Annotated in this window: 15 protein-coding genes and 1 tRNA gene; 9 read left to right on the top strand and 7 right to left on the bottom strand. The window is 70.8% G+C overall.

The genetic code is table 11. The features are described 5' to 3' along the window. Positions 1 to 160 precede the first annotated feature (160 nt). Positions 161 to 1,936: a Na+/H+ antiporter gene (locus tag B0B15_RS08090; protein WP_076674825.1), complete on the top strand. Its 1,776-nt coding sequence runs from the start codon at positions 161 to 163 to the stop codon at positions 1,934 to 1,936. Between the two features lie 74 nt (positions 1,937 to 2,010). Here B0B15_RS08090 and B0B15_RS08085 read toward each other — a convergent pair whose 3' ends face one another. After that, positions 2,011 to 2,679 (bottom strand): response regulator, encoded by a 669-nt coding sequence (locus B0B15_RS08085; protein WP_076674824.1) that lies wholly within the window; start codon positions 2,677 to 2,679, stop codon positions 2,011 to 2,013. After that, positions 2,676 to 3,881, bottom strand: coding sequence for a sensor histidine kinase (locus B0B15_RS08080; protein WP_076674822.1), 1,206 nt, complete (start codon positions 3,879 to 3,881; stop codon positions 2,676 to 2,678). Before B0B15_RS08080 ends, B0B15_RS08085 begins: the two co-directional genes overlap by 4 nt. Positions 3,882 to 4,014: 133 nt before the next feature. Between B0B15_RS08080 and B0B15_RS08075 the strand changes: the two genes are divergently transcribed. Both B0B15_RS08075 and B0B15_RS08070 read left to right on the top strand, forming a co-directional pair. Then, entirely contained in the window at positions 4,015 to 4,722 is a 708-nt protein-coding gene (locus B0B15_RS08075) for an ABC transporter ATP-binding protein (protein ID WP_076674820.1), read from the top strand. Beyond that, the gene (locus B0B15_RS08070; protein WP_076674819.1) at positions 4,719 to 6,020 is read left to right on the top strand and encodes an ABC transporter permease; all 1,302 of its coding nucleotides are present in this window, start codon (positions 4,719 to 4,721) and stop codon (positions 6,018 to 6,020) included. The genes B0B15_RS08075 and B0B15_RS08070 overlap by 4 nt, the downstream gene beginning before the upstream one ends. 107 nt (positions 6,021 to 6,127) lie before the next feature. Here B0B15_RS08070 and B0B15_RS08065 read toward each other — a convergent pair whose 3' ends face one another. Together B0B15_RS08065 and B0B15_RS08060 are read right to left on the bottom strand one after the other, a co-directional pair. Beyond that, positions 6,128 to 6,523 carry a barstar family protein gene (locus B0B15_RS08065; protein WP_076674817.1) on the bottom strand — a complete coding sequence of 132 codons (396 nt, stop codon included), beginning with the start codon at positions 6,521 to 6,523 and terminating at the stop codon, positions 6,128 to 6,130. Positions 6,524 to 6,889: 366 nt separating this feature from the next. Next, positions 6,890 to 7,237 carry a YnfA family protein gene (locus tag B0B15_RS08060; protein ID WP_076674816.1) on the bottom strand — a complete coding sequence of 116 codons (348 nt, stop codon included), beginning with the start codon at positions 7,235 to 7,237 and terminating at the stop codon, positions 6,890 to 6,892. Positions 7,238 to 7,393: 156 nt separating this feature from the next. Here B0B15_RS08060 and B0B15_RS08055 point away from each other — a divergent pair, with 156 nt between their 5' ends. The 3 genes from B0B15_RS08055 (at position 7,394) to B0B15_RS08045 (ending at position 8,325) form a co-directional block, all read left to right on the top strand. Then, entirely contained in the window at positions 7,394 to 7,582 is a 189-nt protein-coding gene (locus tag B0B15_RS08055; protein WP_076675296.1) for an alternative tryptophan synthase beta-subunit, read from the top strand. A 103-nt stretch (positions 7,583 to 7,685) separates the two neighbouring features. After that, the gene (locus B0B15_RS08050) at positions 7,686 to 7,931 is read left to right on the top strand and encodes a penta-EF hand family protein (protein WP_176776589.1); all 246 of its coding nucleotides are present in this window, start codon (positions 7,686 to 7,688) and stop codon (positions 7,929 to 7,931) included. 43 nt (positions 7,932 to 7,974) lie between these two features. Continuing rightward, positions 7,975 to 8,325, top strand: coding sequence for a hypothetical protein (locus B0B15_RS08045; protein WP_076674814.1), 351 nt, complete (start codon positions 7,975 to 7,977; stop codon positions 8,323 to 8,325). Between the two features lie 23 nt (positions 8,326 to 8,348). On the opposite strand, the gene B0B15_RS08040 is transcribed toward B0B15_RS08045, so the two are convergent. Then, positions 8,349 to 8,657 (bottom strand): hypothetical protein, encoded by a 309-nt coding sequence (locus B0B15_RS08040; protein WP_143016345.1) that lies wholly within the window; start codon positions 8,655 to 8,657, stop codon positions 8,349 to 8,351. 101 nt (positions 8,658 to 8,758) lie between these two features. Between B0B15_RS08040 and B0B15_RS08035 the strand changes: the two genes are divergently transcribed. Further along, a complete protein-coding gene (locus tag B0B15_RS08035; protein ID WP_076674811.1) occupies positions 8,759 to 9,133 on the top strand; it encodes a hypothetical protein in 375 nt (124 codons plus the stop codon). A 115-nt stretch (positions 9,134 to 9,248) separates the two neighbouring features. Here B0B15_RS08035 and B0B15_RS08030 read toward each other — a convergent pair. Continuing rightward, positions 9,249 to 9,322, bottom strand: a tRNA-Pro gene (locus tag B0B15_RS08030). 142 nt (positions 9,323 to 9,464) lie between these two features. Here B0B15_RS08030 and B0B15_RS08025 point away from each other — a divergent pair. Both B0B15_RS08025 and B0B15_RS08020 read left to right on the top strand, forming a co-directional pair. Beyond that, positions 9,465 to 10,043, top strand: coding sequence for a GNAT family N-acetyltransferase (locus B0B15_RS08025; protein WP_076674809.1), 579 nt, complete (start codon positions 9,465 to 9,467; stop codon positions 10,041 to 10,043). Positions 10,044 to 10,085: 42 nt separating this feature from the next. Further along, on the top strand, positions 10,086 to 10,469 hold the full coding sequence (locus tag B0B15_RS08020) for an RNA-binding S4 domain-containing protein (protein ID WP_076674808.1): 384 nt from the start codon (positions 10,086 to 10,088) through the stop codon (positions 10,467 to 10,469). Between the two features lie 216 nt (positions 10,470 to 10,685). On the opposite strand, the gene B0B15_RS08015 is transcribed toward B0B15_RS08020, so the two are convergent. Then, on the bottom strand, positions 10,686 to 11,588 hold the full coding sequence (locus tag B0B15_RS08015) for an NUDIX hydrolase (protein WP_076674806.1): 903 nt from the start codon (positions 11,586 to 11,588) through the stop codon (positions 10,686 to 10,688). Between the last annotated feature and the right edge of the window lie 63 nt (positions 11,589 to 11,651).

Raw genomic sequence — 11,651 nt, 5'->3', positions numbered from 1 at the left:
GTGCGAATCGCGGAGGTCAGGAGAGCGCCGCCGGAGAAGAACACACCCGTCCCGCTCACCGGTTGCGCCGAGCCTCCCTCGCCGCCTTCAATGATCCCCTCGGGAATGTCCGAGCCCCTGTCTACGCTGAGTGCTGAGGGCACGGCGAAAGGCGGCACGCATGCAGGGACTCGAGATCACGGTTCTGCTGGGACTCGCGATGCTCGTGGGCACGATCCTGGCTCCGCGACTGCGCGTCGCGACGCCCCTCGTCCTCCTCGTCATCGGCCTCGCGCTGGGCTTCATCCCCGAACTCCGCCAGATCGAACTGCCACCCGAGACCGTCCTGCTGCTGTTCCTCCCGATCATGCTCTTCCGCGAGGCGTGGACCACGTCGCTGCGTTCGGTGCGCCGGTCGCTGCGGTACATCATCCCGATGAGCACGCTGCTCGTCGTGGCATCCGCCTTCGCCGTCGCCGGAGTCGCCACGCTCCTGGGCGTGCCGTGGGAGGCCGCGCTCGTGCTGGGCGCGGCGGTCGCTCCGCCCGACGCCACCGCCGTCGCCGCGCTCGGTCGCCTGCTCCCGGCGAAGACGTTCATGAAGCTCAAGGCCGAGAGCCTCACCAACGACGGCACGGCCCTCGTGCTCTACGCGATCGCCGTCGCGCTGCTGCTGGGCGACCAGATCACGCCGCTGCAGATTACCGGCATGGTGCTGTTGTCGTACCTGGGCGGAGCGGCCGCGGGGATCGCGGTGGCCGCCGCGGCGTTCTTCGCCCTCCGACGCATGCAGTCGACCCTGACGATCAACCTCACGATGGTGCTGGTGCCGTTCGTGTCGTTCCTCATCGCCGAACTCATCGAGGCGTCCGGCGTGCTGGCGGTCGTCTTCGCCGGCCTCATCATGGCGTGGGTGTCGCCGCGGATCACGACCGCGATGTCGCGGAGAGCAGCGGACGCCACGTGGCCCTTCGGCGTCTACCTCCTCAACGGCGCGCTCTTCGTCTTGATCGGCCTCGAGGTGCAGCTCGTGCTGCACGAGATCTCGGGGTCGGAGATCGGCATCCTGCTGCTCGTGACCGTGGCCGCGTGGATCGCCCTGTTCGTGGTGCGGTACCTCTTCCAGTGGATGTTCTCGCCCTTCTCGCGGCCCGCCGCGGGTTCGTCGCGGTCGCTCCGGCATCGGTCGCGGATCGTGAGCACCGTGGCCGGGTTCCGCGGGGCCGTGTCGCTCGCCATCGCCCTGTCGGTGCCCGTCACCACGTCCGCGGGCGACCCGGTGGCGGGGCGCGACGCGATCGTGTTCGTCACGGCGGGTGTCATCGTGCTGACCCTGCTCGTGCAGGGGCCCCTGCTGCCGGCGGTCATCAAATGGGCGAAACTCCCCAACGACGACGCCGCGATCGAGGAGTACGAACTCGCCGAACGAGCGATCTCGGGAGCCGCCCTGGCGGCCCTCGACGACCTCGCGATCGAACACGGCATCAGCGATCGGGTGCGCGACCGCGCGCGACGGGAGGGCTACGAGCGGCTCGAACTCGCCAACGCGCGTGCGATCGCCCGCCAGCGCGCGATCGAGGAGCGGGACCTCGCCGAGCTCGACGCCTCGCTGGACGACGACAGCTCGGCAACCGGCCCCGTTCCACCGGACGGTTCCGAGGTCGATCGGCGCAGCGGCGGCCGCGCCGTCGACGGTGCAGATGCCGAGGGCGCGGCCTTCACCGGCCCCCTGCAGATGATCGCCGTGAGCGAAGACATCGACGTCACGCAGCGCTCCCCGCTCCTGCGTCACAAAGAGGCGCAGAGGCTGCGGCTCGCCGTCCTCGATCGCAAGCGCGAGGTGCTGCTCCGGCTGCGCCGCGAGGGCACGATCGACGACCTCGTCGCCCGGAAAATCCTCGCCGGCCTCGATCTCGAGGAGATCCGGGCGCGCGGCATCGAGAAGGCGAGCGACTAGCCGCCGCGACGCCGAAGGTGCCTCCGGCCGCCGTCATCCCCGCAATCGATCGGTCGCGACACCGCCCGCCCTCGTCACTGCCCCGGAACGAGCAGTCCGCTCTCGTACGCCGCGATCACCAGCTGCGCGCGATCGTGCGCGCCGAGCTTGAGCATCGTGTTCTTCACGTGCGTCTTCGCCGTGTGCGGGGAGATGAACAGGGATGCCGCGATCTCGTCGTTCGACCGGCCGCGGGCGATGTGCCGCAGCACCTCCCGTTCCCGCTCGGTCAGCATCTCGAGCGAGGGCGCCTCCCCCGCCGCGGGCGCGCCGCGCCGCACGTACTTCTCGATGAGACCGCGGGTCGCCGTGGGTGACAGCAGGGCTCCCCCGTCGTCGACGACGAGCACCGCGTGCACGATCTCCTCGGGCTCGGCGCCCTTGCCGATGAAGCCGCTCGCTCCCGCGCGAAGGGCGGCGACGACGTAGTCGTCCTCCTCGAACGTGGTGAGGATCAGCACGCGGGTGTCGGCCAGGGCGGGGTCGGCGCAGATGCGTCGGGTGGCCTCGATGCCGTCCATCCGCGGCATCCGGATGTCGCACACGACGACGTCGGGGCGCAGGTCCGCGGCGAGGGCGACCGCCTGCTCGCCGTCGGCGGCGTCGCCGATCACCTCGATGCCGTCGGCCGCGTCGAGGAGGTCGCGCACCGCGGCGCGGATGAGGGCCTGATCGTCGACGACGAGCACGCGGGTCGGGCTCATGCGGATCCTCCGGATCGGGGGGTCGGGCGGGGAGCGGACACGGGCAGGCGCGCCGCGAGGCGGTAGCCCCCGGGAGCGGGTCCTGCCTCGAGGTGCCCGCCCGCGGACTCGACGCGCTCCCGCAGGCCGATCAAGCCGAAGCCCGAGGGCGAGAGATCGGCCGCGGCCTCCGCCGGGTGGAACGGGTTGGTGACGACGATCTCCAGGTCGTCGCCGTCACGCCGCAGCAGCACATGCACGCGGCGGGCCGTGCCGTGCTTGAGGGCATTGGTGAGCCCCTCCTGCACGACGCGGTAGGCGACGATGTCGACGCCGAGAGGCAGAATCTCCTCGGGGTCGCGCTCATCGCGCACGGCCACGTCCCACCCGGCCACGCGCACCGACTCCACGACGGTCCCCAGGCGCGCGAGCCCCGGTTGATCGCGGGCGTCGACGTCGTCGGGGGTGCGCAGCACCGCGAGCATCGAACCGATCTCGGCGAGCACGTCGCGCGAGGCGGTGCGGATCGTGGCCAGCGCCTCGCGGGCCTTCTCCGGACGGGCCTCGAGCGCCGAGCTCGCCACGCCCGCGTTCAGGCTGATGACCGAGATCTGATGGGCGACGGCGTCGTGCAGGTCGCGGGCGATGCGCAAGCGCTCCTCGCTCACGCGGCGCCGGGCCTCGGCCTCCCGCGTCTGCTCCGCGCGGCGGGCTCGTTCGAGCACGGCAGCGACGTAGGCACGGCGGGAGCGGGCGGCATCCCCCAGCGCTCCGGCGAGCGCGACCGCCAGACCGACCTGGAGGAAGCGCGTGTCGAGTCCGGTGGTGAGGGTCACCACGATGCTGCCGCCCACCAGGCCCACGACCCCGGCGATCGCGACCGGCGCCGCTTCCCGCCGCCCGACGCGGTCGGCCATGCCGTAGGCCGCGATCGCGGTCGCGAGGGCCGCCCCGGGTGCCAGGGTTCCGAGGGTCAAGGCGCCGAGGAAGAGCGCGATGCAGGCGACGAACACGATGCGCGGCCACCGGCGACGCATCGGCAGCAGCAGCGCCGGCAGCACGATGAGCACGTGCACCAGCGGACTCGACGGACGCAGCTCGGGGAACGGGACCGGAGCGAACGACGGCACGACGACGAGGATGGCGATGACCACGTCGACGAGCCAGGCGCGTCCCGGCGGCACCAGCCGCGGCGGGGTGTCCGTGGCCGGGTCGGGTCGCATCCTCCCAGTCTGGACCGCGCGCCCGCCCGCGGGCATCGCCCGCACGGGGCATTCGCGGAATACCCCGGCGGGGGGAGGCGGTCACCCCGCCCGAGCGACGCGCGACCCCGGCATCGCGGGCGACAGTGGGGCCATGGCATCCGAACCTCCTCCCCCACTCCTCTCCGTCACGGATCTGCACAAGTCGTACGGCCGCGGATCCGCGCGTTTCGACGCGCTGCGCGGTGTGAGCCTCGACATCCACCGCGGCGAGAGCATCGCGATCGTCGGCAAGAGCGGCTCCGGCAAATCCACCCTCATGCACCTGCTGGCCCTCATGGACGCCCCCTCGAGCGGCAGCGTGCACCTGGAGGGGAAGGATGCCGGGACCCTGCGCGGGCGTCACCTCAACCGCACCCGCAACAAGACGTTCGGCTTCGTGTTCCAGCAGTTCTTCCTCACCCCCAGCGCCTCGGTGCTGGAGAACGTGGTGCTGCCGTTGAAGATCGCCGGGGTCGGGCGGGCCGAGCGCCGCCGCCGGGGCCTCGCGGCGTTGACCGAACTCGACATGCAGGACAAGGCGAAGAACAAGGCCACAGCCCTCTCCGGCGGGCAGAAGCAGCGCGCCGTGATCGCGCGCGCCCTCGTGAACGACCCGCGAGTGATCTTCGCCGACGAGCCCACGGGCAACCTCGACTCCGCGACCGGCGCGGTGGTCGAGGACATCCTGTTCCGCCTCAACCGCGAGCACGGGATCACCCTCATCATCGTCACCCACGACGAAGATCTCGCGGCCCGGTGCGACCGCCGGGTGCAGATCCGCGACGGCGTGATCGTCGCCGAGGAACGGAGCGCGGCATGAAGACGACCGACCTGGTCGCCACGGCGGCCGCCAACACGTTCCGCTCCAAGACCCGCACCATCCTCACGGTGCTCGCGATCTTCGTGGGCGCGTTCACCCTGACGCTCACCAACGGTCTCGGCACCGGCATCAACCGCTTCATCGACGACACCGTGTCCTCCATCGGCGCCGCCGACGTGCTCACCGTGACGAAGACGGGTACCGGGGCCGCGGCATCCGGTGAACCGCAGAAGTACGACCCCGACGCCCTGGCCACGACCAACACGAATCCGGGTCGCCCCGGCGCCACCGCGACCGTGTCCGCGCTGACGGATGCCGACATCCAGACGCTCGAAGCCCTGCCCGGGGTCGCCGCGGTGACCCCCGCCAAGGCCGTGCAGATCGACTACGTGCAGGTCGACGGCGGCGAGCGCTACGTCGCGAGCGCGGGGTCGCTCATCGGCGGACAGACGCCCCAGCTGGCGGCCGGGTGGGCTCCCGACGACTCCTCCGACGCGTTGCAGACGGCGATCCCCGAGTCGCTCGTCACTCCCCTCGGCTTCGCCGACGCCGCGGATGCCGTCGGCGCCACGCTCACGATCGCCGTCTCCGACCCGGTCCGCACGCAGCACGTGGTCGAAGCGACCATCACGGGCGTGACCGAGGGCGCCTTCGCCTCCACGACCGCGCTGACGACCAACCCGGCCCTGGAAGACGCGCTGTTCACCGCGCAGAACACCGGCGTCCCGGCCGAGGAGCTCGACCGCTACGCGAGCGCGAGCGTGACCCTGTCGTCCGCCACGACGCAGGAGGTCGACGACGTCAAGACCGCGCTGACGGATGCCGGCTACTCGGGCCAGACGGTCTCGGATCAGCTGGGCACGTTCAAGGCGGTGATCGACGGGATCGTCCTCGTGCTGAACGCGTTCGCGGTCATCGCCCTGCTGGCGGCGAGTTTCGGCATCGTCAACACCCTGCTCATGTCGGTGCAGGAGCGCACGCGCGAGATCGGCCTGATGAAGGCGATGGGCATGGGCAGCGGTCGGGTGTTCTCCCTCTTCAGTCTCGAGGCGGTGATGCTGGGCTTGCTGGGCAGCCTGATCGGAGCGGTCGTCGCGATCGGTGTGGGCACGGCCGTCAGCGCGCAGCTCGGTCAGACGCTCTTCAGCGACCTCCCGGGGCTGCAGCTCATCGCCTTCGATCCCGTGTCGATCCTGGTGACAACGGTCGCGATCATGGCGATCGCGTTCCTCGCGGGTAGCCTCCCCGCCGCGCGAGCCGCGCGAGCCGATCCGGTGGAGTCGCTGCGATACGAGTAGCGGACGGCGGCGGGCTCGGGGTCACGGCCCCGGCCCGCCGCGCGCTGCGGGTGTCACCCGCCCGGGCTCGGCACGCTCGGGGCGGACGAGGACGAGGATCGCGCCCGTCAGGCCAGCACGAGTTCGACGTTCGCGTGACCGCGGAACACCCGCACGACGAGGTCGAAGTAGGTTTCGCCGCGTCCGGCCTCCAGCTCGGCCAGCGCACGTCGAGCCGGCGCGGCCGCGTAGATGTCCGGACGCGCAAGTTTGTCCCGAAGGTAGGTGCGCGTCGTCTCGACGCCGAGCGCGGCCCGCGCTGCATCGGACTGACGCCACACCACCCGCGCCGACTCCGCGCCGTGCAGCGCTCCGAAGCCGCCGTACAGCAGATCGTCCAGCGCGTCGAGACTCTCGCCGAGAGACCAGTGCTCGTCGGACATGAAGGCGCGGTTCAGTTCCGCATAGAGCGACGGGATGCCGTGCACCCGCGATCCGTCGATCTCGATGACGCGTGCGGTCATGGCATCCGCCCTCCTGCGATGGGTGCGTGCACGAAGGACCGGAGCCTGTCGGCATCCGGTCCTGTCGTGCAAGGCCCTGAGGGCCGCGGGACGATCAGTCTCCGCCGTTGATGACCGAGAGGTACGAGCCGAAGGGGCGCGCGGCCTCGGGGGCGGAGAAGTCGTCGGCGATGCCCTCGTGGGGCGCGTTGTCGAGCTGCATGAATCGAGTGTGCCCGCGGGTGGCCGCCTCCGGAGGGCGGTTGACAATCGATCGATATCTCGTCTAGCTAACTACTTGGCGCTCTAACTGATCGGGGCGACGCGGAGCCGCCGACGACCCCGGGTTGATCTGAATGCGGCCAGCGCAGGGGCATCCGGATGCCGTCACTCCGGCGCCGTGGCAGAGGCCGGCGCGAGGACGATGATCCCGGCCCCCACGAGCGCGACCGCCGATCCGACGTAGTCCCAGACCGTCGGACGGAAGCCGTCGACGACGATGCCCCAGGCCAGGGAGCCGGCGACGAACACCCCGCCGTAGGCCGCGAGCACGCGCCCGAAGTGCGCGTCCGGTTGCAGCGCCGCGACGAAGCCGTACGCGCCGAGCGCGATGATCCCGAGCAGCGCCAGCCACCAGCCCCGGTTCTCCCGCACCGCCTGCCAGATGAGCCAGGCGCCGCCGATCTCGGCGACGGCAGCGAGGGCGAAGAGCACGACGATCCGGGCGGTGGTCATCGAGCCATTATCGCGTCGGGTGGAGATCGCCCCGCGCGACGACGACAGACGCAGAGAAGAGCCCCCGATTACGGTCATTCACGCGCGCATTACGGAAAGGGAAATTCTCAGTCCGCACCTCATTCCGAGGACTACATTCCCGGGCAGGAGGTGATGATGACTCGACCTCGGACGTTGACCCACGTCTATACGCTCGCGGGTGGCTGGCAGAAGGCCCCCCACGAGCCCCTCACGCCGGAGACAGCAGCCGCGCTGCGCGACCAGGGGATCACGCTGGTGCGCGCGCGCCGCGGCTTCTTCGACTCCCGTGAGATCTCGCTGCGGCAGTATCCGCCGACACGCTGACCCTCCGAAGAGGGGACAGACACCCCCACCGATGACGCGTAGCGTCGTCCTCCCCCGCTCCAACGGCGCAGCGCCCTTGAAGAACCGTGTTCTGGAGTGCAAAATGACTCGCCCTCGCACCGTGACCCACGCCTACCGCATGCCCGGCGGATGGGAGCACCTCCCCCACCGGCGCCTCACCGCCGACACCGCTCGCGCGCTCCGCGACGAGGGTTACACCCTCGTCAGAGCGCGCCGAGGATGGACGAACACGAAAGAGATCTCGCTCACGCTGTTCGTGGAGCAGAGCAGGAACGCGGCGCAGTGGCGGGATGCCGACATCCGCCCGTCCGGCGCGACCACACCCTGACGCCGTCCGTCGGAAATCGTCGCATTCCGTATAGCCTTGGCGGATGACGTGCACCCGCCCCTCCTTCGATGAGATCACGCAGTGGGTTTCCGACTACGAGGAGCACGACCGCGTCGCTCACGCGACCGTCCACGTCCTCCCCCAGGACGACCCGGAGCACACCGACTCGGGCATCGTCGCGGTGCACCTCAACCACGGTCCGGCATCCATCTACCTCAACGTCGACTGCGAGCGCACGTGGACGGCGACCCTCACCGAACGCTCCGGGGAGTTCCCGCTCGCCGGCGGGCATCTGATCGCACTCGGCGAGGAACTGCTCACCACGGGCCAGCTCTGCGAGTACCTGCAACAGCGGACGGATGCGGCAGCGACCGCCGAGGTGGCTTCTTCTTAGGGCGTCTCGGGTGAGCCCGGCATTCAGATGATGTCGAACGGCAGCTCATCGTCGCCGTGCTCGAGGATCGGGCAGGCGTCGCGAGACCGGCGCTCCCCGTCCGCCGTGTCCTGGCCGATCGACACGGTCGACACCGCGACGACGATCGACGACGACGCCGTCACGAAAAAGCAGAGGCGCTGACCTCCGTCCGCCGTGACGTTGAGGAACCCGCCGCCGGCTCGCACCGCGTTCATGATCTGAGCGCGGATGTCGTCGAGTCCCTCGAGGGGACTCAGCGCATAGGTCGTCGCGTCCACCGTGATCTGCACCCGCTCGATACTGCTCGTCATGACGCGCACGGTATGCGCACTCGGGCCGATGGGGGCCGGGGTTGCCGTGCGGGGGAAGCACGTTGCACACTGCGCCTCAAAACGGATGCCATACTGCCGACATGCACTCGCTCGAGGATTCGCCGCCCCGCCGCACTCGCGAACAGCTCGAAGCGTGGGTCGCGGAGTTCGAACGCGAGGAGCACTGCATCGCCGGATCGATCTCCGTCGCACCCCAGGAGGATGACGGCGAGGACGACACGGGCCTGGTCATCCTGCGACTGCGCAACGCGTCGGCATCCATCCACATGCAGCCGCGGAGCTACGACGACCCCATGTGGGAACTGACGCTGAGCGAGCAACCCGAGAGCCTGTCACTCTCGATCCACGACATCGCGAGCCTCGCCGCCGAGTACGTGATCGCCAGCAACCTCTGCACCTTCCTGCAGTGGAAGTCGCTGGAGTGGGACCGCGAGAGCGGTCAGCGGGGCGACTGAGGGCGGATGCTTCGCGCGTCGCGGCTGCGGCGATGCCGTGCGTGGCGCGCGGATCATCCGGAAACGACAAGAGGCCCGAACTCCCGCAATCCTGCGGACGTTCGGGCCTCATCTGTCGGGATGACAGGATTTGAACCTGCGACCCCTTGACCCCCAGTCAAGTGCGCTACCAAGCTGCGCCACATCCCGTTCCCCGCGAGCGGGCAACTCCCCTATATTAGCCCCTCCCCGACACCACCGCGAACCAGCACCCACCCCGGGCGTGTGCGCTTCGCAGGCCACGTCCGCGACTGCTCTTGTCGATGTCGGAGCCCCTCGCTACCGTCGCGACATGACGATCGAGATCCTGCCCGCCACCGGTGACCGCTTCGACGACGCCGAGACGGCGCTCGACAGCGGCGACGGCCCCGGCTGCCAGTGCCAGTGGTGGCTCCTCACCAACGCGCAGTTCCAGCAGAGCTCGCGCGACGAGCTGACCGAACGTTTCCACGCCGAGATGCACGACGAGCGCCCACCCGGGCTCATCGCCTACGTCGACGGAGAGCCCGCCGGATGGGTGCGCGTCGGACCCCGCACCGCGCAGGCGCGCCTGCTCCGCACGCGCGACGTGGTCACGGCCACGGCCGAACCGCTCGATGCCGACGACGTCTGGGCCGTCTCCTGCTTCGTCGTCCGCAAGGCCCACCGCGGCCAGGGCCTCACCCGAAAGCTCCTGGATGCCGCCGTGGCGACCGCGCGCGACGCCGGCGCCCGCGTCGTCGAGGCGTATCCCCTCGACCCGAGGGTCACCACACGCTCGGCGAATCAGCTCTACCGCGGCACCGTCTCGGTCTTCGAAGACGCCGGGTTCGCCATCGTCGACCGCCCCAAACCCGACCGCGCGCTCGTCGCCCTCACCCTCCGCGGCTGACCGTCCGTCCTACGATGGAGGTTCGCGGAGGAGAGACCTGACATGACGGATGCCACGACCACCGCGCGCGTCGACGCGTGGCTGTGGGCGGTGCGCGTCTACAAGACGCGGTCGGCCGCGACCACGGCGTGCCGAGCCGGGCACGTGCGCGTGAACGGCGAGCGGGCGAAGGCGGCGCAGCCCGTGCGGCCCGGCGATGAGCTGAGGGTGCGCATCCAGGGGTTCGATCGCATTCTCGTCGTGAAGAAGACCATCGCGAAGCGCGTGGGAGCGGCCCTGGTGGCCGAGTCGGTGGACGATCGCACTCCCCCGCCGCCGTCGAAGGAGAGCATGCCCTTCGTGCCGGTCCGCGATCGCGGAGCGGGCCGCCCCACGAAGCGCGACCGGCGCGAGATCGAGAAGCTCCGCGGCCGCGAGCTCGACTGAACCCACGCCCCCACCGACGCCCGCCACGGCCGCATCGAGAACACGTGACGTCAGGTCCGTGAGCCTGTCGAAGGGACCGGTGGCTTCGACCGGCTCAGCCACCTCCCGTCCCGCGGACGCTCCCGGTGATCACATCGGGGGACGCGTGACGTCAGGTCCCTGAGCCCGTCGAAGGGACCGGGCGCTCCCCCACGCTCAGCCGCCTTCGCGGCCGCGTCAGTCCAGCTGCTCCAGCAGCCAGCGCGCGCCGCGCACCGACGCGCCCAGCGCCTCGACGCGGGTCGCGAGCTCGCGGTCACCGGTCACGACGATGACCGGAGCGAACGCTCCCGTCAGCTCACGTGCCGCCGAGACGATCTCATCGTCGCCCTGGCCGTCGGCCCGACGCACCTCGAGGGCCGGAGCCACGGGCTCGGCCGCTCGCGACTGACCTTCGAGCACGGCGACCACCCGCGGGAACCAGCGGGTGGCGGGGAGGCCGAGGAGGTCGGCATCCACTCCCCGTTCGGCCAGACGCGAGATCTTCGTCACGAGGCGCGTGGCGGCGCCCGCGCGGTCTTTCCACCAGCCGTCGGGAACCGACCCCATGACGTTCGCGACGTCGACCACGACCGCTGGGCGCGCGTCCAGCGCCGCGCGCAGGGCGGGCCACGCCGCCGCGAACCCCGGGTGGAGCGGAAGCTGCGTGACCCGATCCACCGCGACCCACTCGAGGGCGACGCTCTCGGGATCGCTGATGACCGGCTCGAACGGTGTCGTCACATCGGCGACGATCGTGGAGTACGACCAGATGCCGAGGTCCAGAACGCTCTCGAAACGCGCGTGGACGGCATCCACCGGCACGCCGGCTTCTTCGCCGGACTCCCGAAGGGCCCCGTCGCGCGCGGACTCCCCCTCGTGGCGCGCGCCGCCGGGCAGCGCCCACGTGTCGCCGAAGTGACTCCACGAGACCCGGTGCTGCAGCAGCACGCCGCGCTCCGGGTCGAGGGCGAGCAAGCCCGCGGCACCGAAACGTCCCCAATACTTCTCGCCGGTGGGCGCGACGACCCACGCGTCGCCGGGGTCGCGCGGCCCGTGCGGACGCCGCGGTTCGCCCGCGGCGGGAGGCTGGATCGTCATCCCGTCCAGCCTGGCACACCCCTCGCGTGAGGGCGCCGCGGCACGTCATATCCCGCCGCGGAA

Origin of the sequence: Microbacterium sp. RU1D, assembly GCF_900156435.1 — a bacterium.
Taxonomy (GTDB): Bacteria; Actinomycetota; Actinomycetes; order Actinomycetales; family Microbacteriaceae; genus Microbacterium.
Note: the sequence above shows the minus strand (reverse complement) of the source record. Positions and strands in the feature narration are given on the sequence as shown.

What these genes read in the sequence shown, in the direction of transcription:
- B0B15_RS08090 (WP_076674825.1), top strand. Translation starts at nt 161, where the DNA reads ATGCAGGGACTCGAGATCACGGTTCTGCTGGGACTCGCGATGCTCGTG.
- B0B15_RS08085 (WP_076674824.1), bottom strand. Translation starts at nt 2,679, where the DNA reads ATGAGCCCGACCCGCGTGCTCGTCGTCGACGATCAGGCCCTCATCCGC.
- B0B15_RS08080 (WP_076674822.1), bottom strand. Translation starts at nt 3,881, where the DNA reads ATGCGACCCGACCCGGCCACGGACACCCCGCCGCGGCTGGTGCCGCCG.
- B0B15_RS08075 (WP_076674820.1), top strand. Translation starts at nt 4,015, where the DNA reads ATGGCATCCGAACCTCCTCCCCCACTCCTCTCCGTCACGGATCTGCAC.
- B0B15_RS08070 (WP_076674819.1), top strand. Translation starts at nt 4,719, where the DNA reads ATGAAGACGACCGACCTGGTCGCCACGGCGGCCGCCAACACGTTCCGC.
- B0B15_RS08065 (WP_076674817.1), bottom strand. Translation starts at nt 6,523, where the DNA reads ATGACCGCACGCGTCATCGAGATCGACGGATCGCGGGTGCACGGCATC.
- B0B15_RS08060 (WP_076674816.1), bottom strand. Translation starts at nt 7,237, where the DNA reads ATGACCACCGCCCGGATCGTCGTGCTCTTCGCCCTCGCTGCCGTCGCC.
- B0B15_RS08055 (WP_076675296.1), top strand. Translation starts at nt 7,394, where the DNA reads ATGACTCGACCTCGGACGTTGACCCACGTCTATACGCTCGCGGGTGGC.
- B0B15_RS08050 (WP_176776589.1), top strand. Translation starts at nt 7,686, where the DNA reads ATGACTCGCCCTCGCACCGTGACCCACGCCTACCGCATGCCCGGCGGA.
- B0B15_RS08045 (WP_076674814.1), top strand. Translation starts at nt 7,975, where the DNA reads ATGACGTGCACCCGCCCCTCCTTCGATGAGATCACGCAGTGGGTTTCC.
- B0B15_RS08040 (WP_143016345.1), bottom strand. Translation starts at nt 8,657, where the DNA reads ATGACGAGCAGTATCGAGCGGGTGCAGATCACGGTGGACGCGACGACC.
- B0B15_RS08035 (WP_076674811.1), top strand. Translation starts at nt 8,759, where the DNA reads ATGCACTCGCTCGAGGATTCGCCGCCCCGCCGCACTCGCGAACAGCTC.
- B0B15_RS08025 (WP_076674809.1), top strand. Translation starts at nt 9,465, where the DNA reads ATGACGATCGAGATCCTGCCCGCCACCGGTGACCGCTTCGACGACGCC.
- B0B15_RS08020 (WP_076674808.1), top strand. Translation starts at nt 10,086, where the DNA reads ATGACGGATGCCACGACCACCGCGCGCGTCGACGCGTGGCTGTGGGCG.
- B0B15_RS08015 (WP_076674806.1), bottom strand. Translation starts at nt 11,588, where the DNA reads ATGACGATCCAGCCTCCCGCCGCGGGCGAACCGCGGCGTCCGCACGGG.